The organism is Arthrobacter sp. 05T444 (assembly GCF_056395905.1).
In genome coordinates this window covers 82,935-107,348 of the sequence record NZ_JBFTKK010000014.1, presented here as the reverse complement: position 1 = coordinate 107,348, position 24,414 = coordinate 82,935, and the positions used below count along the sequence as shown (strand labels likewise).

The window sequence follows — 24,414 nt, the reverse complement described above, 5'->3', positions numbered from 1 at the left end:
GCACGTCTGGTTGCAGCCCGGAAACGTGAACGCAATGAACTTAACTTTCTCTGGTTACACAAGAGTGAGCCGCATCACTTTGGGCCCTAGCATCGGAGAACCCCGATCAAATGGATCAACGAGAAGAGGAACAACATGCGCGGATTCAGCGCATTGCGCGTAGCTGCGGTCGCTGCAGGCATCGCCCTATTGGCTACAGGCTGCGGAGCAACCGGCAAGACTGCCGCAGGCCCGTCCACCGCCGCTGCGGACAGCTCCCCCCTGGCGGGGCTGCGCATCATGGTGCCCAACACTCCCGGTGGTGGCTACGACACCACGGCCCGAGCAGCGGCGAAGGTCCTCGAAGACGAGAAGCTCGCCACGAACCCGGAGGTCTTCAACCTGGCCGGCGCAGGCGGCACGGTGGGCCTGGCCCGCATCGTGAACGAAAAGGCCAACGGCGACCTCACCATGCTGATGGGTCTGGGCGTCGTCGGAGCCAGCTACACCAACAAGTCCGAGTCGAAGCTGACCGAGACCACTCCACTGGCCCGCCTCATCGAGGAGCCGGGCGCCATCATGGTGTCCAAGGACTCGCCGTACAAGACCATCGACGACCTCGTGGCCGCCTGGAAGAAGGACCCGTCCAAGGTAAGCGTGGGCGGCGGCTCCTCCCCCGGCGGCCCGGACCACCTCCTGCCCATGCAGCTCGCGGGTGCGGTGGGCATCGACGCCACCAAGGTCAACTTTGTCTCCTACGACGGCGGCGGTGACTTGCTCCCCGCCATCCTCGGCAACAAGCTGGGCTTTGCTGCCTCAGGCGCCGGGGAATACCTCCAGCAGATCAAGACCGGAGACATCCGCGTCCTGGCCACCAGCGGCGAAAAGAAGCTTGAGGGCGTGGATGCCCCCACGCTCAAGGAGTCCGGCATCGACCTGGTCTTCACGAACTGGCGCGGCATCGTGGCTCCTCCCGGAATCAGCGACGCCGACCGTGACGCCCTGATCGCCACCCTCAAGAAGATGCACGAGTCGGCGTCCTGGAAGGAAACCCTGAAGACCCACAGCTGGTCCGACGCCTTCATCACCGGTGACGAATTCAAGTCTTTCCTCACGGAACAGGACAAGCGCGTTGCCGACGTTCTGACGAAGCTCGGCCTGGCGTGACCTCCTTGTCATCCCGCCTCAAAGGCCGCTCCGAGCTGGGCGTCGCCGCCCTGCTCGGGGCGGCCGGCGCCCTGGTCCTCCTGGATGCAGCGCGCCTGGTCACGCCCTACTCCCAGTCGGACCCCGTGGGCCCCAAGACCCTGCCCGTCATCGTGGGAGCGCTCCTGCTCGTCTCCGCCGTGATGCTGGCCGTGAATGTCCTCCGCGGCGGCCACGGCGAGGCCGAAGCCGGGGAAGACGTCGACCTGAGTCATCCCGCGGACTGGAAGACCGTCCTCCCGCTGGCCGGCGCCTTCATCGCCAACATCCTTCTGATCGACTGGGCCGGCTGGGTCATCTCCGGAACGGTGCTCTTCTGGGGCAGCGTCTGGGCCCTCGGAAGCCGCCACTATGTCCGCGACGGGCTCATCTCGCTGGCCCTGGCGCTGCTGACGTTCTACGGCTTCTACCTCGGCCTGGGCATCGCCCTTCCGGCCGGACTCCTTGAAGGGATTCTCTAGATGGACATCCTGTCCTCACTGATGGACGGGTTCGCAACGGCGCTGACCCCCATCAACCTCCTCTACGCCCTGATCGGCGTCATCCTCGGCACTGCAGTCGGCGTCCTCCCCGGCATCGGACCGGCCATGACCGTGGCCCTGCTCCTGCCGGTGACCTACGTCCTGGAACCAACCAGCGCCTTCATCATGTTCGCCGGCATCTACTACGGCGGCATGTACGGCGGCTCCACCACCTCCATCCTGCTCAACACTCCGGGTGAGTCGTCGTCCGTGATTACCGCGATCGAGGGCAACAAGATGGCCAAGGCAGGCAGGGCCGCGCAGGCCCTGGCCACGGCAGCCATCGGCTCCTTTGTGGCCGGCACCATCGGCACGGCGCTGCTGGTGGTTTTCGCCCCCATCGTGGTCCAGTTCGCAGTCAGCCTCGGCTCCCCCAGCTACTTCGCCATCATGATCCTGGCCCTGTTGGCCGTCACCGCCGTCCTGGGCGCTTCCCGGCTGCGCGGCTTTGCCTCGCTGGGTCTCGGCCTGGCCATCGGCCTCGTGGGCATCGATTCCGTCAGCGGTCAGCGGCGCCTCACCTTCGGCCAGCCCCTGCTGGCCGACGGGCTGGACATCGTGGTGGTCGCCGTCGCCATCTTCGCCGTCGGCGAGGCCCTGTGGGTGGCGGCGCACCTGCGCCGCACTCCGCTGCAGATCATTCCCGTCGGCCGGCCCTGGATGGGCAAGGAAGACTGGAAGCGGTCCTGGAAACCCTGGCTGCGCGGGACGGCCCTCGGCTTCCCCTTCGGCGCGCTCCCAGCCGGCGGCGCGGAGATCCCCACCTTCCTCTCCTACGTGACCGAGAAGCGGCTTTCGAAGCACCCGGAGGAGTTCGGCAAGGGCGCCATCGAAGGCGTCGCCGGACCCGAAGCGGCCAACAACGCCGCGGCAGCGGGCACCCTGACCCCGATGCTGGCCCTCGGTTTGCCCACCAACGCCACGGCCGCCGTCATGCTCGCCGCCTTCGTCCAGTTCGGCATCCAGCCCGGACCCCTCCTGTTCGCCAACGAAGGCCCGCTGGTCTGGGCGCTGATCGCCAGCCTGTTCATCGGCAATACGCTGTTGCTGCTGGTCAACCTTCCGCTGGCCCCGGTGTGGGCGAAGCTCCTGCGGCTCCCCCGCCCGTACCTTTACGCCGGCATCCTGTTCTTCGCCACCCTGGGCGCGTACTCCGTGAACCTCCAGTCGTTTGACCTGGTGATCCTGCTGGTCCTGGGCGCCCTCGGCTTCATGATGAGGCGCTACGGCCTGCCGGTGCTGCCCCTCATTCTCGGCGTGATACTGGGGCCGCGCCTGGAAAAGCAGCTCCGTCAGACGCTGCAGCTCTCCGCCGGCGACGTCTCCGGACTCTGGAGCGAGCCGATCGCCGTCGTCGTGTACATCCTGGTGGGAATCATCCTGGTCTGGCCGCTGCTGCTGAAGGCGTGGCGCCGCGCCCGCCCCCGCCAGCTGGCAGCCGTCGGTACTTTCGCTGACAGCCCCCTTGTGGACGGCCCCCTCGCGGACAGCCCTACGGCGGCACGGTCGACGGCGCACAGCCCGACGGCGGCCGACTCAACGGCGGCCCGCGACAGGCAGGCAGTTGCCACCGACGGCCAGGAAAACGCGGACACCCACGCGGTCACCCACGTCAGCAACGGACAGGAGAAACAGTGAGCATCATCGTCGGGTACGTTCCCACGGCAGAGGGCGCAGCAGCCCTGGACCGGGCGATCGCCGAGGCCCGGAGAAACCAGAGCCGGCTCGTCATCATCAATTCCTCGCGGGGCGACGCCCTGGTGGACAAACGCTACGTCCAGGCCGAGGACCTCAACGCAGTCACCGAGCGGCTGGAACGAGAGGGTGTAGAGCATCTCGTGCTGCAGCCGGTCCGCGGGAATGATGCAGCCAACGAGGTGCTGGAAGCCGCAGAGAAGTACCGCGCCGACCTGATTGTCATCGGCCTCCGGAAGCGCACGCCGGTGGGAAAGCTGATCATGGGCAGCACGGCGCAGCAGATCCTGCTCGAAGCCTCCTGCCCGGTGCTGGCGGTCAAGGCCGGCGCCTGACGCTGCGGCGGAGTAATCACCAGCCCGCCACACGCACCCCGTCAACAACCACGCCTCGGGCCGATGTCCGATCCATTGGGATCCGGATACCGGCCCGAGGCGCTTTGAAAGGACATCATGACTGTTTGCGCCCCCGATCTCCGGGCCCGTCCAACGTGGCCGCCCCGTGAACCCGCGGCCAACTGGGCAACGCTCAACCGTCCGGTACCGTAAAGCCATGAACCAGTACCGGCTAGCCATTCTGGACGACTATCAAGGCGTCGCGGAGGACTTCGCCCCGTGGAGCTCCCTGACGCAGCGGGGCGTCGCCGTTACGGTGTTCGGCGGGCATTTCGCCTCTGAAGCCGAAACCGCGGCGGCCCTCGCGGACTTTGACATCGTCATAGCCATGCGGGAGCGCACGCCGTTTCCCCGCAGCGTCATCGGGCAGCTGCCCCGGCTGAAATTGCTGGTGACCACGGGCGCCGCCAATGCGGCCATCGATCTGGAGGCGGCAACCGACCACGGCATCGTGGTGTGCGGCACCGGCGGCTCACCCACAGCCGCGCCTGAACTGACGTGGGCACTGCTGCTGGCTTTCGCCCGGAACCTGACCGCGGAAGAGGCCTCCTTGCGCTCCGGTCACTGGCAGACCGCCATCGGGTTCGAGCTGTCCGGAAAGACCCTGGGAATCGTCGGGCTGGGAAAGATCGGGAAGCGCATCGCCGCCTACGGCCGCGCCTTCGGGATGGACGTGCTGGCCTGGAGCCAGAATCTGACGGAGGAAACCGCCGCGGCGGCCGGCGCCCGCAGGGTCAGCAAGGAAGAACTCTTCATGGAGTCCGACGTCGTGTCCCTGCACCTGCGCCTGTCGCCGCGTTCGGAGGGGACGGTTGGGGAACGCGAGCTGCAGCTCCTCGGCCCCGAAGGTGTCCTGGTCAACACCGCCCGCGGCGCGCTCGTCGACGAGACTGCTCTCGTCTCCGCCCTGCAGGAGGGGTGGATCCGCGGGGCGGCCATTGACGTGTTCGACCAGGAACCGCTGCCGGCAGGACACGCCCTGCTGGCCGCGCCCCGGACGCTCCTGACGCCCCATCTGGGCTATGTCACACAGGAGAGCTACCGGGCCTTCTTCGGCGGCGCGATCGAGGATGTAACTGCCTGGCTGGACGGCGCCCCGGTCCGGACGCTGACGCCCTGACGAACCGCAGCGGTCACGCGGTCCGGGAGGGCCGCCGTCGGGCGTTCATTCCCGTTCAACCGTGACGGTGCCGGCATCGCCGTCCACGTGGATTAGCTGGCCGCTGGCCAGACGCTGGGTGGCCACGCCGGTGCCGAGGACCGCGGGGATGCCGTACTCCCGGGCCACGATTGAGCTGTGGCTCAAAGGGCCTCCAACGTCGGTGACCACCGCCGAAGCCATGGCGAACAGCGGAGTCCAGGCCGGAGTGGTCATGCGGGCGACGAGCACCTCACCGGGCTGCATGGTGGCGAAGTCTTCGGGGCCGGCCAGCAGCCGTGCTGGCGCGGTCACCTGACCTGAGCTGGCGCCGGTCCCCGAGATCTGGTCGCCGCGCTGCTGCTGGGAACCGGCCGGCATCATCTTTCCGAACGCACGGTCTGCCCAGCGGCTTTCGGGCAGCATCTGCGGCGCCGCGGCCTTCCGCTGCCCGCGCCACAGCATCTTGCGCTGAGCCACGGCCTCCGCGCGGACGGGCTGCCCGGCACCGCTGATGGCCGCACCGGGAGTGGCCAGTCCGAAGTCGATGGCATGTCGGAGTTCGTCGAGCCGCAGCCAGAAGATGTCCCCGGGCTCTGTGATGACGCCCGAGCCGACCAGCCGTTGTCCAAGCTCCAACAGCATCCGCCGCATCAGCGGCCAGGCCAGGCCGATGTCCGCCAAGGCATCCTCACGGACGGGCGCTGCCTTCTGTGCCCAGCGCAGCAGCCGGTCGAACGAGGCGCGCCGGGCGGGATCCAGCCGCTCCCGGACCAGCCGGCTCTGGTCCTCCCGGCGGGACGCCGAGAGCTGCTGGCGCTGGTAGGGGTCGTTGCCCTGCCCGCGCACGAAGAATTTCAGGGTTTCCAGCAAGGCCGAAGGATCATCGGCCGGAACCGGATTGACGAAGTCAAGGTTGTAGACGGCGTGTCCGAATTGGTCCAGATGCCGCTGAAACCGCTTGGTCCACTGCTCCCACGCGGCGGGGTCGACGCCTGCTGGCGGAGTCCCCGTGCGGACTGCCGCCGCTACCGCGGCGGCGGAACCCTCCGTGATGGCGGCGGCAAGATTCGGGCGTCCACGGGCCCAGGCCGCCAGGTCGTAGAGCGACTTCTCCGCCCGGATGGGCTCACTGTCATAACCCAGCAGGAAAGTCTGGCCCGCCGGGTCGCCGTCGCGGCGGACCAGCCGGTCATAAAACGCCCGGAACAGGATCTCACTCGTTGCTGCGATCGGAATGACCGACTGCACCGCGGTGTAGTACACGGTGCCGGCGTCCAGCAGGGCCGAGATCCCCTTGAACAGTTCCGACGCCGGCAGGTCCGTCAGCGGCTTGGATGCCCACGACTTCACTGTGCCCCGGTAGCGGGGGTGGGAATGGTCCCGCCATCCCCTGATGCCCATATGCGCCTTGCCGCGGGCCAACGCGGCAACGGCGGTCAGGGACTTGCCCATCACCCGCCACATTCCGGCGGAGCTGTAGTAGTAATACGCATATCCGTTAATCGTGGGCAGGGACACGTCTCCGTCCCGCACGACGTCGCTGCCGACCGCCTCCCTCAGCAGTGCCTTGAGGGACCGGGTCACCGAGCCGTCGATGAGGTCGGCGAACAGCGGTGAGAGCGGATCCGGCAACTGCTCCACAATGCTCGCCCGGAAGTACAGACCCTTCGGATAGGGCAGCTCCCAGTCAGTCGGGGTATCGGCCGACGGTTCAGGCAGCGCGGTGATCGGCCTGGCCTGCACGATGAAAAACTCCCCGCCCGCCCGCGCCCATTCGATGTCCTGCGGCGCCGCGAAATGCTCCGCGATGGCCGTTCCCTGGCGCGCCAGAGCGGCCGCCGCGGCGTCGTCGAGCACCGGCTCCCGGCGCTTCGGCCCCGGAACCGGCTGCTCAGCGGTCCCATCTTCGGAGTAGGCCGTCATGACCTCTTTGTCAGCAGTGAGCCGCGACAGGATCCGGCCCGCGGCAGGGTCCACCACGATGTCGTCGGTGGTCACGGCACCGCTGACCACGGACTCCCCCAGCCCCCAGGAGGCACTGACCACCACCTGGTCGCGGCGGCCGTTGGCCGGGTTGGCAGTGAACATCACTCCGGCGGAGTCGGACTCGACCATCTGCTGGATCACAACCGCCAGCCGCACTGTGGCCGGGTCGAGGCCTTCGCGGGCCCGGTAGGCCATGGCGCGGGCGTTCCACAGCGATGCCCAGCAGGCAATGACCGAGGCAGCCACGGCCTCAGCACCGCGGATGTTCAGGTAGGTGTCCTGCTGGCCGGCGAAGCTTGCGGAGGCCAGGTCTTCGGCCGTGGCCGAGGACCGGACCGCCACCGGGATATCCTCACCCGAGGCGTCCGGAAGGGCGTGGCCGAGACGGCTGTAGGCCTCGCTGAGTTCGCGGGCGATTCCGGGTGGCATCACGCGGTCCGAAAACAGGGAGCGGATCTGCTGCGCCGCACCGTCGTAGTCCTGCTGCGGCGCGTCGGCGGGAAGAGTGGCAAGTTCCAGGATCCGCGCACCGAGTCCGTTGGCCTCGACGAAGTCAGCGTAGGCGGCTGTGGTGAGCACGAAGCCCCGTGGCACATGAAACCCTGCCTGGGTGAGTTCGCCGAGGTTGGCTCCCTTGCCTCCGGCTTCCTCCACGTCGCCGCGCCCGAGCTGGTCAAAGTCCTTGATGTAGGTCACGACCGTGCATCCCTTCTGCCCGGGCCACTTACGCCCTGAACGAGACGCCGCGCTGCGCCTGGTTCATCCCATTCTGGCATGCAGGATCACAGCGATCTATGGGTTGTTCGCTCCCCGGGGGCGCCACACCACCACGGCCTGTGACCGTGGCCGGGGCCGCTGGCCGCGGGCAAGACTGACGACGTCCCCGGCGGCACCGGCGGCAAAGATCCGGGAGTCAATGGAGTCTCGACGTCGGGCGAGTTCCTCGGTCAGCTCGCCCACCCGCCGCTGCAGCGCGGCCACCTGGTTCTCCAGTTGCAGGATGCGCTTGATGCCTTCGAGGGAGACGCCTTCCTGGGACAGGCGCTGCACCTCGCGCAGCATGTTGACATCCCGCTGCGAGTACCGGCGGGACTTGCCCGGCGCACGGCTGGGCGAGACGATGCCCAGCCGGTCATACTGGCGAAGCGTCTGCGGGTGCATGTCAGCCAGTTCGGCCGCCACCGAGATGACGAAGATCGGCTGATCGAAGTTAATGTCCACGGCTGACGCCCGTTTCTAGAGCCGGGCCTTGGCTGCCAGGCCCTCGCGGACGTCCGCGCCGGCGGTGGCGGCGGCAAACGCCTTCACGGCCTCCTCGGCTTCCTTGCTCAGGTTCTTCGGAACGGCGACGTCGATCGTCACCAGCAGGTCGCCGGTGCCCTTGGAGGTCTTCACGCCGCGGCCCTTGACCCGGAGAGTGCGCCCCGCGGGCGTGCCAGCGGGAACGCGGACCCGGACATGCTCGCCGTCGATCGTGGGAACCTCGATGTCGGCGCCCAGAGCAGCTTCCGCGAAGGTGACCGGCACATGGATGCGGAGGTTGTCGCCGTCGCGCGTGTAAAAGTCGTGGTGTTTGACGTTGACCGTCACCATGAGATCGCCGTTGCCCGCGGGACCGTACTGGCCCTTTCCGCGGACGCGGACCTTCTGGCCGTCCTTGATGCCGGCCGGAACACGGACGTCGATGACTTCTCCGTCCGGCTCGCGCAGGCCGATGGTGGTGCCGCGGATGGAACCGGCGAAGGAGATGCTGGTGGTTGCCGTGCGGTCCGCACCCTTCTGCGGCGCGCGCTGGTACCCGGCAGGACCCCCGGCGCCGCCAAAGCCGCCGCCGAACAGGTCGGCGAACTCGGGCGGGACGCCGCCGGGCGTGCTGAAGCCGCCGGATTGGCGTCCGGCGTTGCCGGTGAAGAGCCCGCCAAAAAGGTCCTCGAAGCCGCCGTTGGCCGTGCTTCCGGCACCGTGCGGAGCGAACCGTGCCCCGCCGCCCATGGCCCGGATGGCGTCATACTGCTGGCGCTCCTCGGGGTCGGACAGCACGGAGTACGCCTCAGAGATGTCCTTGAACTTCTTCTCCGAAGCAGCGTCACCGGAGTTCGTATCCGGGTGGTGCTGGCGCGCGAGCTTCGGCTTGGTCCTTACGGACCAAGCCACCACGCTCCGGCAGGCCCGATGCCACTCCCAGGGCCCATGTTCCGCTTCGCGATCGTGTCAGCTCACCTTATGCAGGGACTGCCACGATAACCTGTGCCGCGCGGAGGACGCGCTCGCCTGACTTGTAGCCGGATCGGAGCACCTGGCTGACGGTGTCAACCTCGATGTCCGCGCCGGGCTGCTGGATGAGGGCCTCGTGGATCGTGGGATCGAATTCCACGCCGGTCTCATCGATGCGCACCAGGCCGTACGTCTTGAGCGCGTTCTCCAGCTTGGCGGCGATCGCGGCGAACGGGCCGTCGGTCAGGTCACCGTGCTGGCGGGCGGCGTCGACGTCGTCGAGCACCGGCAGCAGCGAGTTCAGGACGCCGATGACGGCCATCTCCCCTGCCACGGCACGGTCGCGTTCGACGCGCTTGCGGTAGTTGACGTACTCCGCCTGGAGGCGCAGCAGATCGTTCTTCAGCTCCGCAGCAGCCGCGGCGTCAGTTCCCTGGGCCACGGATTCCTCCGCCGGCACCTCCACCTGGTTGAGGATTTCCTCAGCCTGGGCGAGGGCGTCGCCGTTCGAATCCGCGGAAGCACCAGCCGGATCGGCGGGCTGCTCTCCCTCGGGGTGGCGGGCCTGCCCGGTCACCGGGTCCACCTTGCGGTGGTCCCGGATAACAGGCTCGTCGCGCTGCCCGCCCTGATCCCGGGAAGAGCTGTGCTCTTCTTCGTTACCGTGATGAGGCATGGCTACTTCTTCTCTTCTTCGTCAACGATTTCGGCGTCGACGATATCTTCATCTGAAGAACCTGCCTTGTCGCCGGCGGGGGCGCCTTCGGCACCTGCTGCGCCGGTGGCGCCGTCCGGGGAACCGGCCTGGGCGTAGATGGCTTCGCCGAGCTTGGTCTGGGAAGCCTGCAGCTTCTCAAACGCGGTCTTTACGGCCGCGTCATCGGTGCCTTCGAGTGCCTTCTTGAGGGCGTCGACGTCGGCCTGGACCTCGGTCTTGACCTCTTCGGGCAGCTTGTCCTTGTTGTCCGCGATCAGCTTGTCCACGGAGTAGGCGAGCTGTTCGGCGGTGTTGCGGGTGTCGGTTGCCTCGCGGCGTGCCTTGTCCTCGGCTGCGTGCTCCTCGGCGTCCCGGACCATGCGCTCGATGTCGTCCTTGGAAAGCGCGGTGCCGCCGGTGATGGTCATGGACTGTTCCTTGCCGGTGCCCTTGTCCTTTGCGGAGACGTGCACGATTCCGTTGGCGTCGATGTCGAAGGTGACCTCGATCTGCGGAACGCCGCGCGGGGCCGGAGCGATGCCGGTCAGTTCGAACGTGCCCAGCGGCTTGTTGTCGCGGGTGAATTCACGCTCGCCCTGGAAGACCTGGATGGCCACGGACGGCTGGTTGTCATCCGCCGTGGTGAAGGTCTCGGAACGCTTGGTGGGGATGGCCGTGTTGCGCTCGATCAGGTGCGTCATCACACCGCCCTTGGTTTCAATGCCAAGGGACAGCGGCGTGACGTCGATCAGGAGAACGTCCTTACGTTCGCCCTTGAGCACGCCTGCCTGCAAGGCTGCGCCTACGGCCACAACCTCATCCGGGTTGACGCCCTTGTTCGGCTCCTTGCCGCCGGCCAGTTCCTTCACGAGGTCGTAGACGGCAGGCATACGGGTGGAACCGCCGACGAGCACGATGTGGTCGATGTCGGAGAGCTTGATGCCGGCTTCCTTGATGACGTCGTGGAACGGCTTCTTGGTGCGCTCGAGCAGGTCCTTGGTGAGGTCCTGGAACTTGGCGCGGGTCAGCTGCTCGTCCAGGTGGACGGGGCCGTCGGGGGTGACGGACAGGTACTGGAGGGAGACGTTGGTGCTGGAGGAGGAGGAGAGTTCCTTCTTGGCCTGCTCGGCAGCTTCACGGAGGCGCTGCAGGGCGATCTTGTCCTTGGACAGGTCGATGCCCTTGACCTTGAGCTGGTTCAGCAGGTACTCAACGACGCGGTTGTCCCAGTCATCGCCGCCGAGGCGGTTGTCACCGGCGGTGGCGCGCACCTGGATGGTGGAGAAGTCATCTTCGTCCTTGCCGACTTCCAGCAGGGAGACGTCGAACGTGCCGCCGCCGAGGTCGAAGACCAGGATGAGTTCGTCTTCCTTGCCCTTGTCCAAGCCATAGGCGAGGGCGGCCGCGGTGGGCTCGTTGACGATGCGCAGGACGTTGAGGCCCGCGATTTCGCCGGCCTCCTTGGTGGCCTGGCGCTCGGCATCGTTGAAGTAGGCCGGAACGGTGATCACGGCGTCGGTGACCTTTTCACCGAGGTAGGACTCGGCGTCGTTCTTCAGCTTCATCAGCACGCGTGCGGAGATTTCCTGCGCGGTGTACTTCTTGTCGTCGATCTGCACGCCCCAGTCGGTGCCCATGTGGCGCTTGACGGAGGCGATGGTGCGATCGATGTTGTTGACGGCCTGGCGCTTGGCGATCTCGCCGACCAGGACTTCGCCGGACTTGGAGAACGCAACGACGGACGGCGTGGTGCGGCCACCCTCGGCGTTGGCAATAACGGTGGGCTCGCCACCTTCGAGAACGGAGACGACGGAGTTAGTGGTTCCGAGGTCAATACCTACTGCACGTGACATGTGTTGCTTCCTTCTTTCTTGGAAACTGTGTGGCCCCGATGCTCGAGCATGTACGCCTAGTACTTGGCGTGTCGAATCGGGGCTCGCCCACTCCTTGAGCGATCTGCACTCAACTTTACTCAACGGACGGTTTAAGTCAATCCAAAGTTGAGTCGACTCGGCTCAAGTCTGCCATTTTGGTGGTCGCGCGCAAACAATTGGCCCCCGGTGATCCGCGGAATTTGGCGGAACACCGGGGGCCACGACGACGGCGCGAGCACAGTTTCGCTCTGCGTGAACCTGCTCTGGAGGTGCTTTCGCGGCGGCTCCTAGCCCCCGGCGGAGGTCCCGCCGTCGTCATTCCTCGGAGCGTTGACCTGGCCGTCCGTCAGTCCGTCCTTCACCTCACCGGCGGCGCCCCGCTCCCGCGCGGTTCCGGCGGCGCCGTAGTCGCCCTCGGGATATTCACCCTCTTCTTCGCCGGGGAGCTCCTGGCCCAATGTCCCCGCCTTGCCGTAATCGCCTTCGGAGTATTCGCCTTCTTCGGCCTCCGCAGGCACGTCACCGACCACGCCGGCATCGCCATAGTCACCGGCCGGGTAGTCACCCTTTTCGGCGGCGGCCTCATCGGCCACCACGCCGGCGTCGCCGTAGTCGCCTTCTACGTACTGACCGCTCTCGCCTTCAAGTGCAGGGTTCCTGGAGCTGTTGTGTGTCTTTCCTGCGGTATTGGACTCGCTGTTTTCAGTCATCGCTTGATCACTCCTTGGGAGGACTGGGCGCGTCCGGCCGGACGCACTGGAAGTCTACTCAGATGCGGCGGATGGCAACAGGGCACTGCGGAGGGGTGGCGGGGGTTCAGGGTCCGGCCGGCCGGAAGTGGAAATTGCCCCAGGCGCCAGTGGCGGAGCACCCGTTTTGTTCGGATGCCCCCGCCTTGCCTGTCAGCCGAGATGCAGCGCAGTCCACGAGACTGGCGGCAGAGTGATCGCGACTAGGCCGTCACGGACAGCGACGCTCTTGTTCCGGTTGAGGCCCACGCGGTCTGGATGGTCGAGTGTGTTCTTCGCATAAACATCCACATCGGAAAGCGTTTGAGCATCCAGGACAATAGCGCCGTTCAGAGAAGTTACGTCTATCGTCACGTTCGCTTCTTCGGTTTGGGAGCGGTTGACCAGAAAGACCGCGGTGGTGCGGGTTTCGGCGTCGAAGGTGGCGACCGCGTCGATGAGAGGGACAGTGCCGTAGACCTCCGTACTGTAGCCGTCGGCTTCCAGTTTGACGTCCAGAGCGGCTCCCTTGGCAAGTTTGGAAGTCAACGCGAAAGGGAAGAAAGTGGTCTGCTTCCATGCAGGGCCGCCCGGTTCGGTCATGATGGGGGCGATCACATTCACCAGTTGCGCAAGGGAGGCCGACGCGACCCTGTCTGCGTGTTTAAGCAGCGAGATCAACAGGTTGCCGAAAACGACGGCATCGGCGACGGAGTATGCATCCTCAAGCAGCCGCGGCGCCGTGGGCCAGTTATCGATTCCTTCGATTTTATCGACCTGCTGGAATCGCTCGAGGTACCAGACGTTCCATTCGTCAAAGGAAATGTTGATGGTCTTGGAGCTGCCGTTGACTGCCTTGACGTGGTCGGCCGTTGCAACCACAGATTCGATGAAGTGGTCCATGTCGGAGGCGGAGGCAAGGAAGGAGCCCAGGTCCCCGTTCTTCTCTTCGTAGTAGGCGTGGCAGGAGATGTAGTCGACGTCTTCGTATGCGTGGGTTAGGACAACTCGTTCCCATTCGCCGAAGGTGGGCATGTGGGCGCTGGATGAGCCGCAGACGACGAGTTCAACTGACGGGTCGAGCTGCCTCATGGCCTTTGCTGTCTGGGACGCGATCTTGCCGTAGTCATCAGCTGAGCGGTGCCCCAACTGCCAAGGGCCGTCCATTTCGTTTCCAAGGCACCACATCTTGATGCCGAAGGGTTCCTTGCGGCCGTTGGCTGCCCGGCGCTCGGACAGTTCCGTTCCGGAACTGATGTTTGTGTATTCCAGGAGGTCGAGGGCTTCCAGGGTGCCTCGGGTGCCGAGGTTGACGGCGAGCATCAGCTCGCTGCCTACCTTCTCCAGCCAGGAGCCGAACTCGTGCAGACCGACTTCATTAGTTTCGGTCGAGTGCCAGGCCAGATCAAGGCGGCGGGGACGCTGGTCCTTGGGCCCCACACTGTCCTCCCAGCGGAATCCGGAGACGAAGTTGCCGCCGGGGTAACGGATTGCGGAGACACCGAGTTCCTTGACGAGCCGGATGACGTCCGTGCGGAATCCGTCGGCATCTGCACTGGGGTGGTCGGGTTCATAGATTCCGTCGTAGACACAGCGGCCGAGATGTTCAACGAACGAGCCGAACAGGCGGGGATTGACGGGGCCCACGGCGAACTGCGGGTCGATGGTAAGGCGTGCGGAAACCATAGTTTTCTTTCAGGTAAGGGGAAGCACGGAACGGTACGCCGTGCTTAGCGACGACGTTCTATTTGAGGCTGCCGAGGGACAAGCCGCCTTGCCAGTACTTTTGCAGGGTCAGGAAGGCGACGACGAGAGGGATGATGGAGACGAAGGAGCCGACGATGATGAGGCTCCAGAGGGAATGACCGCCGCCGTTATTGGACGAAGCCAGTTGCTCCCAGAGCCCAATGCCAACTGTGAGCGGGTAGAGCTTTTCAGTGGACAGCATGGCCAGGGGCAGGAAGTAGTTATTCCACGTCCCAACTATGGAAAGCAGGAGAACTGTCACAAGAGCGGGGCGCAGCAGGGGGAGAGCCACCTGAAAGAAGGTGCGGAGCTCGCCGGCACCATCCACCCGGGCCGCGTCCAGCAGCTCGTCCGGCACGGCCTCGGCGGTGTAAACGCGCATGAGGTAAACGCCGAAAGGGCTCAGCAGCGATGGCAGGATGACGGCCCATACCGTGTCCGTCAGCTTGAGGTTGGACAGCAGGATAAAGGTGGGGATAACCAGGGCAGTCATCGGGACCATGACCGCGCCCAGCAGCAACGAGAAGGTCAAGTTTCGTCCCGGAAACCTATACTTCGCGAAGCCGTAGCCCGCCAGTACTGAGATCGCGGTGGCCCCCAGCCCGCCGCTAACGGCATATAGCAGTGAATTGCCCAGCCATCGCAGGTACTCTCCGCCGTTGTACGTGAAAAGGTCCTGAAGGTTGGCCACCAGGTTGAAGTTCTTGTCGAACCACATGGCGCCGGAGGAGCCGGCAAAAAGACCCTCCGTGTCCTTCGTGCTCGCCACGAAGAGCCACCAGATAGGGACCAGGAAATACAGAACCAAAACTCCCAGAAACACATGGGCCACCACGTTTCGACGCGGCTTGGGTCGCCGGGCCAGGGCGGGGACGCTGGTCGTGACTGCAGTCATGAGAGGGTGCTCCCTTTTTTACGGGTGGCGAACATGAAGGCATACACGGCGATAAAGACGATGATGCCGAGGGAAAAGGAAATGGCAGACGCGTAGTTGAACTGGGCGTAGCCGAAGGCCAGGTTGAATGCATAGATGTTGGGCGTGAAGTCCGGCGTGATACTCCCGTTGGCGACCGGGCCGAGGATCTGCGGCTCGGAGAAGAACTGGAGGGTTCCGATCAGAGCAAAAATAAGAATCAGCACGAGCGCAGATGACACCATGGGCACTTTGATCCGGAAGGCCACCTGCCAGGTGGAAGCACCGTCTATCTTGGCCGCCTCATACAGGGAAGGGTCGATTCCCTGCAGGGCCGCGTACACGATAATCATGTAGTACCCGGCCCACTGCCAGGTAACCACGTTCAGCAGTCCGTAGAAGACGTTGTCCTGGCTGAGAAGGAACGGTGCTGAAGCGTGAAAAAGGGAGAACACTTGCTGCATCGGTCCGAACGAGGGACTGTAGAGGAACCCCCACATGAGCGCGCCTATGACGGCCGGCACCGCATACGGCAGGAAGATCATCAGCCGGGAGAACTTGGCCAGTCGTGTCGTGAGGTGGTCCAGGACGAGGGCCGCGGCCAGCGAGACGGCCATTTGCACCGGTATCAGAACTAAGGAAAAACGGACTACGAACCCTACGCCCTTCAGGAATTGCGGATCCGAGAAGGCGTGAAAATAGTTCTCCAGCCCGCTAAATCGCGTACCGGTTGCCAGGCCCTTGGTAAACAGGCTCAGGTAAAGGGCGTAGGCCAGGGGGGCGAGGAGGAACGCGACGAAAACTAACCCGAAGGGGGCAATGAAGAGCCACCCCGTCCGCGCCCTCCGTGCCATCACCGTCTGGATACGGGGAGCCCGTTTGCTGTCCACCTGCTCCGGGCGAGCCGGTAGTTCCTGTGGAGAATCTTGCGGCAAGGGTGTCACCGTTGACCCGTGAACTGCCATGATCTGTCCTGCGTCTTTCTATCGGTCGATCCGGCCTGCTCCGCCAACCATCAGGTCCCCGGAGCAGGCCCGGCTGCTAGTTGACTGTGAATCCCTGGCTCTTCGCGTAGTTCACCATGGTGTTCTGCAGCTCGCTGGCCGCCTCGTCTCCGGTGACTTTGCCTGAATTGATCTTGACCGTCTCGGCCTGCAGTTGCGCGTAGTAGTAGACGGTGAACGGGCTGTAGCTGAAGCCCTTGTAGGAGTTCTCGGCTGGAATATAGATGTCCTTGTTGGCCGTCTGGCCGCTAAAGAAATCGACGCGGTTGTTGATGAACGCAGCCGACCTCAGCACGTTCTGGTTCAGGGGAAAGATGGTCTGGGTCTTCCAGCCATCTGTGAGCGACGCGTCGTCGGCATAGAGGCCTTTGGCCACTTCGGCAGCCAGCTTCTTGTCTCCTGCTTGTGAAGTGACCGCAAAAGTTGATCCTCCCCAGTTCACAGAAACGGGGTTGCTGGCATCCCATTGCGGAAGGGCTGCCACGGCGAACGTGCCCTTCTCTTTTCCTTTACCCACGCCCGAGCCGGTCAGATATCCCGGTGCCCACGCGGCGGAAACATACGTCGCGTATTTGCCGCCGACCATGCCTGAAATGTAGTCGGTGGTGAACTGGTCCTGCGTCCCCACAAGGCCTTTCTTGACGAGCCCGGCCCAGTAGTTCAGCACGTCCTTCGCCGGCTGGCTATCCAGCTGGATTGAAATCTTCTTTTGATCCGCCAAGTCGTACGTGAACGGAACCGCGCCCTTTTGGGCCATGAGCGCGGTCAGGGCGGCCGGCACGTTGCTCCCCAGGTCACCGAAGGCTGGCCCGCCGGCGTCCTTGACCTTCTGGGCCGCCGTCTCGTACTCAGCCCAGGTGGTCGGCGGCTTGATGCCGTACTTGTCGAGCACGTCCTTGCGGTAAATCATTGCCATCGGGCCGCCGTCGACGGGGATGGCGTAAACAGAGCCTCCTTGCGAGACGTCCTTCCAGGAGCCGTCGCTGAAGTTCTTCTTCACATCAGCTGCGCCGTACGGGCTGAGGTCCACCAATGCATTCTGCAGCTCGAAGCCTGTTAGCTGGTCGGCTTCGAGCATGATCACATCGGGTGCACCCTTGCCGGCTTGGATGGCGGTCTGGAATTTCGCATACTCCGGGGCTCCTTGCCCGGCGACAGTCCAGCAGACCTGCACATCCGTGTGGGAGTTGTTGAAATTGTCGACCACCTTGGCCATGTTCGGATACCACGCCCAGACGGAGACCTTAGGAGCATCCGCGTGGACAATCTTGTTGGTGCAACTGGTGGTGCTGGCGCTTTCGGTAGCGGCCTCACCGGAGCTGCAGGCGGAGAGGCTCGCCGCCAGGGCGACCGTCGACAATGCTGCCGCGACTGTTTTCTTGTTCACGTAGGGGTCCCTTCGGTGCTGCAGGTTCTGGACTTCATCGTCTGAAGCGGAAGGCTCCACGCTTGCCTGTCCAGCGGGGACGTTGGACTGCCCGGGAAGGGCTTGGGTAAGACCTGGAGCAGGCTCCGCCAGCTTTTACATCGATGTATGTAATCGTTGTAAATCCATATTGGTGTGATGCGGCTTACAAGTCAAGACTTAACTTTCGGGGAAAGAGGCCCCGGACTCCCCCGTGGATCCACGGGGGACAATTCTGAACGAAGCCTCAAACTCCCGCGGAGCAATGTCCGCAGCTTCGCCGTTTATCCGCTCAAGCAGCATGCGCACGGCCGTCTCGGCAATTTGGGGGCGTCCGGGGTCCACGGTTGACAGCGTTGGCAGGGAGTAGCGTGTCTCGTCGATGTCGTCGAAGCCGATGATGGCTACATCGTCGGGGACCTTCAGGCCAGCGTATTGCAGCACGCTCATCGCTCCCAGGGCGATGGAGTCGTTGAATGCCACCACGCCGTCGAAGGTGACACCGGACGCTAATACCTGCCGCATCGCGTGGGCACCGTCGGACCGATGCCAGGTCTGGACGTCGACAACGAGCTCCTCTCGGTAGGGCAGTCCCGCTCGTTTCAGGGCCCGGCGGTAGCCCTCGAGACGCAGCCCGGCTGAACCGATCACTTCGTTGCGGTGGGCTCCAAAGGCAAGAGGCCGGCTGCGTCCGAGTTCAAGGAGATGCCCGGTGGCTGCCTCGGACGCCTCGACGTTCTGCATGGTGACGTGGTCTGCAGGCCCGTTAAAGATACGTTCACCGAGCAGGACAATCGGGGTCGGGATATCTATAAGGCCCACGTCCTCCTGGCCGAGGCCGAGCACGCTATACAGGACGCCATCGACCATCCTCATGCGCGGGCCATGGAGGATTTCGAGTTCGCGGTCCCGCTCCCCACCGCTTTGCTCGATGATCACCGCCTGGCCCCTCTTGGAGGCCGCTGTCATCACCGCGTCTGCCAGCTCAGCAAAATATGCGTTCTTCAGGTCAGGAATGATGAGGCTAATCACGCCGGTCCGGCCAGAACGGAGTCCGCGCGCAGAGAGATTGGGCTGGTAGCCCAGGTTCTCGATCGCCAAGAGAACTCGCCTGCGCGTCTCCGGCTTGATGTTTGGGTGATCGTTGATCACATTTGACACCGTCTTGATTGACACGGACGCCACCTGAGCCACGTCGCGCATGGTGATCGCCATGTCATCCTTCCCGCCAAACAAATGCCCGCCTCTCCTCCCGAGGTTACATCGTTGGAACGCTCGGCGTACCGAGCGCGCCGGCGTCGCTTCGCTGCGGCCCAGCAGGTCGAGCCGGGGCGCTCTCCAAGGCTGAGGGAGGAAGAGATGATCGCTTTCTGCAGGCGCAGTCTGAAATATTGGGACTGCTACTTCTCTTCCAATCGAATTGTGTTGCCACGAAAGGCCTGGAGCCATGTCAGAAGAACTCTTTGCGGTGACTGGAGCAGGTCCTGTGGGGTGGACGGTTGCCGAACAGCTGGCAGCCCAGGGCAAAAGGGTCCGCGTGCTGACACGGTCCGCCAGTGGCCCCGAACATCCGCTGGTGGAAAGGCTGTCCGTGGATGTCTCGGACCGGGCTTTGGTGGCGCAGTCCATGCGCGGTGCCACAGCGGCCTTCCACTGCATTCACGGTTCCGCGTACAGTGCCAGGGCCTGGGAGCAGGAACTTCCCATGGCCGAACAGGCTCTCCTGGCAGCCGCCGGCGAGGCGGGCGCCGTCGTCGTCTTTCCCGAAAGTCTCTACTCGTACACCGAGCCTGACCGCGTCATGGTTGAGGACAGCCCGCGCGCAGCAAGCGGCGGCAAGCGCGGAGTGCGGACGGCGCTGCTCGAGGCACGGCAGGCGAGCGCAACCGGCACGGTCAGTGTGGTTGCCGGCGACTTTTTCGGACCCAGAGTGCGGATGTCCCACGCTGGTGAGCGGATGGTGCCCGCAATCCTTTCGGGCCGCAGGCTCCGCGTGGTGGGCAGCGCGGACCAGCCGCATTCGTTCACGTACGTCCCCGATCTCGCGGCGGCCATGATCAAGGCAGCGCAGAATCCCGTGTTGTGGAACCGTGTGCTGCATGCCCCCACCAATCCGGCCCTGACGCAGCGGGAGCTTGCCGCCGCGTTCGCTGAGGCCGCCGGAATGCCGCGGCCAAAGGTCGGCGCCCTGCCGGGCTGGGTGCTGCGTACCGTAGGCCTGTTTTCCGCCGACATCCGGGAGCTCGGCGAGACGCTCTACCAGTTCCAGCGACCGTTCGTGATGGATTCCGGGGCCAGCGAGGCAGCCCTGGACCTTCGCCCCACTCCCCTGGCGGCCGCGGCCAAGGCAACTGTGGAGTGGTGGCGCGCGGAGAACTCCACTGCGCCCACGCCCCGCTGACGCCCTGCCGGCGTTTGGTCACGCCGGCCTGCCGGCTTGACCAAACCGGCCTGGGCCTAACGGACGCCGGCTTCTCGGGTTCCGGCTTCTCGGGTCCCGGCCCCGTCCGGAAGCTCGCCCACGGAAGCCGGCTCCGGGCGGCCCAGCCTGCCGGGCCACCAGATCCGCCTGCCGAGGTCGTAAGCCAGGGCGGGGACCAGCAGGGAGCGGACCAGCACCGTGTCCAGCAGCACCCCGAACGCCACGATGAACGCGAGCTGCACCAGGAACATGATCGGGATGACTCCCAGGGCGGCGAACGTCGCCGCGAGCACCACGCCCGCGGAGGTGATCACCCCGCCGGTCACGCCCAGCCCGCGCAGAATACCGGCATTGGTGCCGTGTTTCAGCGACTCCTCGCGGACCCGGCTCATGAGGAAGATGTTGTAGTCCACGCCGAGTGCCACAAGGAACACGAAGCCGAACAGCGGCACCGTGGCGTCGGCTCCGGGGAACCCGAGGATGTTGTTGAACACCAGGGCCGAGACTCCCATGGCCGCCGCATACGAAAGGACCACCGAGGCCACCAGCAGGACGGGCGCCAGGACGGAGCGGAGCAGGAGCATCAGGATGACCAGAATGACGCCGAGCACCACGGGGATGATGGTGGCGAGGTCCCGCTGTGCGGTGGTGTTGGTGTCCAGGGCCGTGGCCGTTACGCCCCCAACCAAAGCTCCCGGGTCCACGGCCCCGACGCTTTCACGCAGTTTCAGCACGGCCTTCTCAGCGTCGGTCGAGTCTGCCGCGAAGTCCAGGGTGGCGTTGAGCAACACTTTCCCGCCGCGGACGGCCGGTACGGACGGCGATCCCGGCGCTCCGGTGATCGGCACAGTGCCGTCAGCCAGGAGGTAGGCGTTCCCCACGCCGTCGGACGCTTTCACAGTCTCCAGCACTCTGCCGGCTTTGGCCTCAGCTGCCACGATCAGGGCCGGGCTGCCGCTCCCGGCATCGAAGTGGCGGGCCAGGGCGTCCTGCCCGTCGACGGCATTGGAGGCGCTGAGAATAACGTCGGTCTGAGGGACGCCATTGGCTTTGAGCTGCAGCAGACCTGCCGACGCGGCCAGCAGCAACAGGACCGAAGCCACCCAGACCGTCCGCGGACGCCGGGACACCAGCGATCCAGTGGCGCGCCACAGCCCCTTCTGGCCTTCGAGCCCGGTCACCAGGACTGGCTCGCGCTCCCCTTCCGGCATCAGCCTGGGGCGGAAGGGCCAGAACGCGGTGCGGCCGAGCAGAGCCAGCAGCGCCGGCAGCAGGGTCAGTGCGGCCACGAGCGCGCAGAGGATCCCGGCGGCGGCGACCGGGCCGAGGGCCTTGTTGGAATTGAGGTCGGAGAACAGCAGGCACAGCAGGGCGATGATCACCGTGGCTCCGGACGCAAAGATCGGTTCGAACGAGGCCCTCCAGGCGGTGAGGACCGCGGCGGTCCGGTTGGTCGTGTGGGTCAGCGCCTCGCGGAACCTTGCCACGTAAAGCAGCGCATAGTCCGTGGCGGCTCCAATCACCAGGATGGACAGAATTCCTTGGCTCTGGCCGTTGAGTTGGATCCAGCCGAGCTTCGCCATGCCGAACACCAGCAGGATGGCGGCGCACAACGCAAAGACCGATGTGAGCAGCACGGCAAGCGGAAGCAGCAGCGACCGGTAGACGATCAGGAGAATTGCAAATACCGCCCCCAGTGCCACAAGCAGCAGGATGCCGTCGATGCCGGCGAAGGCGCCGGCCAGGTCCGCTGTCAGTCCGGCGGGCCCCGTGATGAAGGTCCGCATGCCGGCCGGGGCCCCGGCTATGACCTCGTTCCGCAGCTCTTGGACCACGTCCTTCACCTCGCCGGCGGACGGGATGGGCACCACGAGCTGGACCGCTTTCTGGTCGCTGGACGGGATTGGGCCAATCACGGCGCTGCCCGCTTTGAGCGCCTCCAGCTTGCCTTTGAGCTCAGCCGCCTCGCCCAGCTGGGCCGGGGTGAAGGCGGCGTCGCTTTCGATGACCACGACGGCGGGAATCTCGCGCGAATCCCGGAACTTTTCCTGCCAGCCCTGGGCCTTGGTGGCTTCCGCTCCGGCCGGCAGGAACGATGCCTGGTCATTTGACGAGATCTCATCCAGCCGGCCAAAAGTCGGCCCGCCTACGCCGGCGACGGCGAGCCATGCGGAGACGAGGAAAACGGGGATGAGCCAGCGCAGCCAGAACGGGGCGCGGGGCTTCCTGTGGGATGGCTGCTTCATGGGGTCCTTCTTCGGGAACGGGGACCAACGGAATCCGGCGGAGTAGAATAGATCCATCATAGACTATCTCTACGATGGAGATACATAGCCGGAAGGATTGCCGACCAGGATAACGGGACCGCTGGAGTAAACTCCGGAAGGCATGAAATTGGAGAGGGAAGCCAACGTGACCGAAGATCCAGCGGCCTCAAATCCCGCCGGTCTGCCCGGCCAGTCTGACCACTCGGGCTTGCCTGAGCACTCGGGCCTGCCCGGCGCACCCCCCCTGGTGCGGCTGCTCCAGGAATTCACCTTGGAGGCCAACCGGTATGTGGATGCTGCCGGAGGCCGCAACGACATGCACCGCACCGACCTCAATGCGCTGGCCGTCATCATGCGGCATTCAGCCGCGGACCAGGTGGTCACCCCGGGCACCCTGCGGAAAGAACTCAACCTGAGCTCGCCGGCCACCACCGCCCTGATCGACAGGCTGTGCGGTTCAGGGCATCTGGTCCGCGAGCGCCAGGGCCAGGACCGCCGGCAGGTCCAGCTGCGGATGACGGACAAGGCCTACCGGGACGGCAGCGCCATGTTCCTCCCGCTGGCGCGGCAGATGGGCTCGGCGATGGCAGAGTTCAGCGCAGAAGAGCTGGTGACCGTGACACGGTTCTTGAACTCGATGATCAATGCCACCGTCCGCGCCGGCCGGGAAGCCTCGGAAAAGGAGTAGCGTTTCCCTATGAGTGAGCAGCAGCCGCACGACGTGTACACGCACGGCCACCATGAGTCAGTGATCCGCGCCCACGCCTCCCGGACGGCCGAGAATTCCGCGGCCTTCGTGATCCCGTACCTCACCCCCGGAGTCACCGTGCTGGACGTGGGCTGCGGGCCGGGAAGCATCACGTGCGACTTCGCCGGACTGGTGGCCCCCGGAACCGTTACGGGACTGGACCGTTCCCAGGACGTGATCACCCACGCCCGCGAGCTGGCGGCAGACCGGGGTGTTGCGAACGTCGACTTCGTGGCCGGCAACATCTACGACCTCGACTTCGAGGACGACACATTCGATGTAGTCCACGCGCACCAGGTGCTGCAGCATCTGACCGATCCCGTGGGGGCGCTGCGGGAAATGAGGAGGGTGGCCAAGCCGGGCGGCATCGTGGCGGTCCGCGACGCCGACTTCCACGGCATGAGCTGGTACCCGGCCATCCCCGAACTGGACGAATGGATGGAGCTGTACCAGCGGATCGCGCGGCGAAACGGGGCCGAACCCGACGCCGGACGCCGCCTGGTCTCCTGGGCGCAGGCCGCCGGCTTTACGGATGTGGCGCCCACCAGCAGCAACTGGCTCTACGCCACCGGGCAGCAGCGCCGCTGGCAGGCCCGCGTCTGGGGGGAACGGGTGCTGCACTCGGCCTTCGCTGAGCAGGCCCTCGAATACGGCTTCGCCCAGGAAGCAGACCTGACCCGCATCTCCGCCGGCTGGCACCGCTGGGGCTCCACGGACGACGGCTGGTTCCTCATCCCCAACGGCGAGGTCATCGCGCGGGCCTAGGTTTTTTCCGCGCCCGGAATCCCGCACTAAGATTGGTTGGTGCAATTCTCCCTCTGGCTGGCCCTCGCGGGTGCCGGCGTCCTCATCAGCTTCACTCCTGGCGCAGGCGCCATCAACACCATGAGCAACTCGCTAAATTCCGGGTTCCGGCGCTCCATCTGGGGAATCCTCGGCCAGCAGGCGGCCCTGATCGTTCATGTGGTCATCGTGGCGCTCGGCGTCGGAGTCCTGGTGGCAGGATCGCCCGTTGCCTTCAACGTCATCCGCTACGCCGGCGCCGCCTACCTGGTCTACCTGGGCATCCGCCAGTTCCTGCACAAGCCGGACCTTGACCAGGAGAAGGCGGCCGCACTTCGGAACGAGCCAGCCTGGTCCATGTTCCGCCGCGGCCTCTGGGTCAACCTGCTCAACCCCAAGGCCATCGTGTTCTTCCTCGCGTTCATGCCTCAGTTCATTCTCCCCGAACGGCCGCTGTTGGCGCAGTACATGGTCCTCACTGCCACCGTGGTGGCGATCGACATCCTGGTGATGTGGTTCTTCTTCGCGGCGGCCGCGAAGTCGTTCCAGCGTTTCACGCACAACGCCCACGGGCAGAAGGTCCTGAACAGGGTTTTCGGCGTCCTGTTCGTGGCCGTGGGCATCCTTTTGGCGCTGATCCACTAAACGAAATGTTTTGAACAATAAGGCTGCTTACTAGCCAAGTGCCGC

At 65.2% G+C, this 24,414-nt stretch carries 21 protein-coding genes; 9 read left to right on the top strand and 12 right to left on the bottom strand.

The genetic code is table 11. The annotated features are described in order from the left end of the window. The first annotated feature begins 135 nt into the window (after positions 1-135). The 5 genes from AC1DD3_RS14435 to AC1DD3_RS14415 all read left to right on the top strand — a co-directional run bounded on the left by AC1DD3_RS14435 (position 136) and on the right by AC1DD3_RS14415 (position 4,916). The gene (locus tag AC1DD3_RS14435) at positions 136-1,146 is read left to right on the top strand and encodes a Bug family tripartite tricarboxylate transporter substrate binding protein (RefSeq protein WP_230121351.1); all 1,011 of its coding nucleotides are present in this window, start codon (positions 136-138) and stop codon (positions 1,144-1,146) included. Next, the gene (locus AC1DD3_RS14430; protein WP_230121352.1) at positions 1,143-1,646 is read left to right on the top strand and encodes a tripartite tricarboxylate transporter TctB family protein; all 504 of its coding nucleotides are present in this window, start codon (positions 1,143-1,145) and stop codon (positions 1,644-1,646) included. The genes AC1DD3_RS14435 and AC1DD3_RS14430 overlap by 4 nt, the downstream gene beginning before the upstream one ends. Next, a complete protein-coding gene (locus tag AC1DD3_RS14425) occupies positions 1,647-3,344 on the top strand; it encodes a tripartite tricarboxylate transporter permease (RefSeq protein ID WP_476881976.1) in 1,698 nt (565 codons plus the stop codon). Next, positions 3,341-3,736 carry a universal stress protein gene (locus AC1DD3_RS14420; protein ID WP_230121354.1) on the top strand — a complete coding sequence of 132 codons (396 nt, stop codon included), beginning with the start codon at positions 3,341-3,343 and terminating at the stop codon, positions 3,734-3,736. The genes AC1DD3_RS14425 and AC1DD3_RS14420 overlap by 4 nt, the downstream gene beginning before the upstream one ends. Before the next feature lie 217 nt (positions 3,737-3,953). Next, positions 3,954-4,916 carry a D-2-hydroxyacid dehydrogenase family protein gene (locus AC1DD3_RS14415; RefSeq protein ID WP_476881975.1) on the top strand — a complete coding sequence of 321 codons (963 nt, stop codon included), beginning with the start codon at positions 3,954-3,956 and terminating at the stop codon, positions 4,914-4,916. A 45-nt stretch (positions 4,917-4,961) separates the two neighbouring features. Here AC1DD3_RS14415 and AC1DD3_RS14410 read toward each other — a convergent pair whose 3' ends face one another. The 11 genes from AC1DD3_RS14410 to AC1DD3_RS14360 form a co-directional block, all read right to left on the bottom strand. Continuing rightward, positions 4,962-7,619 carry a PEP/pyruvate-binding domain-containing protein gene (locus AC1DD3_RS14410; protein WP_476881974.1) on the bottom strand — a complete coding sequence of 886 codons (2,658 nt, stop codon included), beginning with the start codon at positions 7,617-7,619 and terminating at the stop codon, positions 4,962-4,964. A 96-nt stretch (positions 7,620-7,715) separates the two neighbouring features. Continuing rightward, entirely contained in the window at positions 7,716-8,144 is a 429-nt protein-coding gene (locus tag AC1DD3_RS14405) for a heat shock protein transcriptional repressor HspR (RefSeq protein ID WP_290369769.1), read from the bottom strand. Between the two features lie 15 nt (positions 8,145-8,159). Then, on the bottom strand, positions 8,160-9,077 hold the full coding sequence (locus tag AC1DD3_RS14400) for a DnaJ C-terminal domain-containing protein (RefSeq protein ID WP_476881973.1): 918 nt from the start codon (positions 9,075-9,077) through the stop codon (positions 8,160-8,162). Positions 9,078-9,144: 67 nt separating this feature from the next. Then, on the bottom strand, positions 9,145-9,813 hold the full coding sequence (locus AC1DD3_RS14395; RefSeq protein WP_230119220.1) for a nucleotide exchange factor GrpE: 669 nt from the start codon (positions 9,811-9,813) through the stop codon (positions 9,145-9,147). Between the two features lie 2 nt (positions 9,814-9,815). After that, positions 9,816-11,687 (bottom strand): molecular chaperone DnaK, encoded by a 1,872-nt coding sequence (gene dnaK, locus AC1DD3_RS14390; protein WP_230119219.1) that lies wholly within the window; start codon positions 11,685-11,687, stop codon positions 9,816-9,818. Between the two features lie 308 nt (positions 11,688-11,995). Then, positions 11,996-12,418: a hypothetical protein gene (locus AC1DD3_RS14385; RefSeq protein WP_230119218.1), complete on the bottom strand. Its 423-nt coding sequence runs from the start codon at positions 12,416-12,418 to the stop codon at positions 11,996-11,998. A gap of 192 nt (positions 12,419-12,610) precedes the next feature. Continuing rightward, positions 12,611-14,122: an arabinosylfuranosidase ArfA gene (gene arfA, locus AC1DD3_RS14380; RefSeq protein WP_476881972.1), complete on the bottom strand. Its 1,512-nt coding sequence runs from the start codon at positions 14,120-14,122 to the stop codon at positions 12,611-12,613. 58 nt (positions 14,123-14,180) lie between these two features. Next, on the bottom strand, positions 14,181-15,077 hold the full coding sequence (locus AC1DD3_RS14375) for a carbohydrate ABC transporter permease (protein ID WP_476876235.1): 897 nt from the start codon (positions 15,075-15,077) through the stop codon (positions 14,181-14,183). Further along, on the bottom strand, positions 15,074-16,060 hold the full coding sequence (locus AC1DD3_RS14370) for a carbohydrate ABC transporter permease (protein WP_476881971.1): 987 nt from the start codon (positions 16,058-16,060) through the stop codon (positions 15,074-15,076). The genes AC1DD3_RS14375 and AC1DD3_RS14370 overlap by 4 nt, the downstream gene beginning before the upstream one ends. A gap of 76 nt (positions 16,061-16,136) precedes the next feature. After that, on the bottom strand, positions 16,137-17,486 hold the full coding sequence (locus AC1DD3_RS14365; protein WP_230119214.1) for an ABC transporter substrate-binding protein: 1,350 nt from the start codon (positions 17,484-17,486) through the stop codon (positions 16,137-16,139). Positions 17,487-17,684: 198 nt separating this feature from the next. Beyond that, the gene (locus AC1DD3_RS14360; protein ID WP_230119213.1) at positions 17,685-18,719 is read right to left on the bottom strand and encodes a LacI family DNA-binding transcriptional regulator; all 1,035 of its coding nucleotides are present in this window, start codon (positions 18,717-18,719) and stop codon (positions 17,685-17,687) included. Positions 18,720-18,951: 232 nt separating this feature from the next. Between AC1DD3_RS14360 and AC1DD3_RS14355 the strand changes: the two genes are divergently transcribed. Next, entirely contained in the window at positions 18,952-19,905 is a 954-nt protein-coding gene (locus tag AC1DD3_RS14355; protein ID WP_230119212.1) for an NAD-dependent epimerase/dehydratase family protein, read from the top strand. A gap of 56 nt (positions 19,906-19,961) precedes the next feature. On the opposite strand, the gene AC1DD3_RS14350 is transcribed toward AC1DD3_RS14355, so the two are convergent. Further along, a complete protein-coding gene (locus tag AC1DD3_RS14350) occupies positions 19,962-22,172 on the bottom strand; it encodes an MMPL family transporter (protein ID WP_476882012.1) in 2,211 nt (736 codons plus the stop codon). 229 nt (positions 22,173-22,401) lie between these two features. Here AC1DD3_RS14350 and AC1DD3_RS14345 point away from each other — a divergent pair, with 229 nt between their 5' ends. The 3 genes from AC1DD3_RS14345 to AC1DD3_RS14335 are packed head-to-tail and all read left to right on the top strand — an operon-like array spanning position 22,402 to position 24,369. After that, positions 22,402-22,881, top strand: a complete 480-nt coding sequence (locus AC1DD3_RS14345) for a MarR family winged helix-turn-helix transcriptional regulator (RefSeq protein WP_230119224.1) — start codon at positions 22,402-22,404, stop codon at positions 22,879-22,881. 9 nt (positions 22,882-22,890) lie between these two features. Then, positions 22,891-23,706, top strand: coding sequence for a methyltransferase domain-containing protein (locus tag AC1DD3_RS14340; RefSeq protein WP_230119211.1), 816 nt, complete (start codon positions 22,891-22,893; stop codon positions 23,704-23,706). A 39-nt stretch (positions 23,707-23,745) separates the two neighbouring features. Continuing rightward, positions 23,746-24,369 (top strand): LysE family transporter, encoded by a 624-nt coding sequence (locus tag AC1DD3_RS14335; RefSeq protein ID WP_230119210.1) that lies wholly within the window; start codon positions 23,746-23,748, stop codon positions 24,367-24,369. Positions 24,370-24,414: the final 45 nt, after the last annotated feature.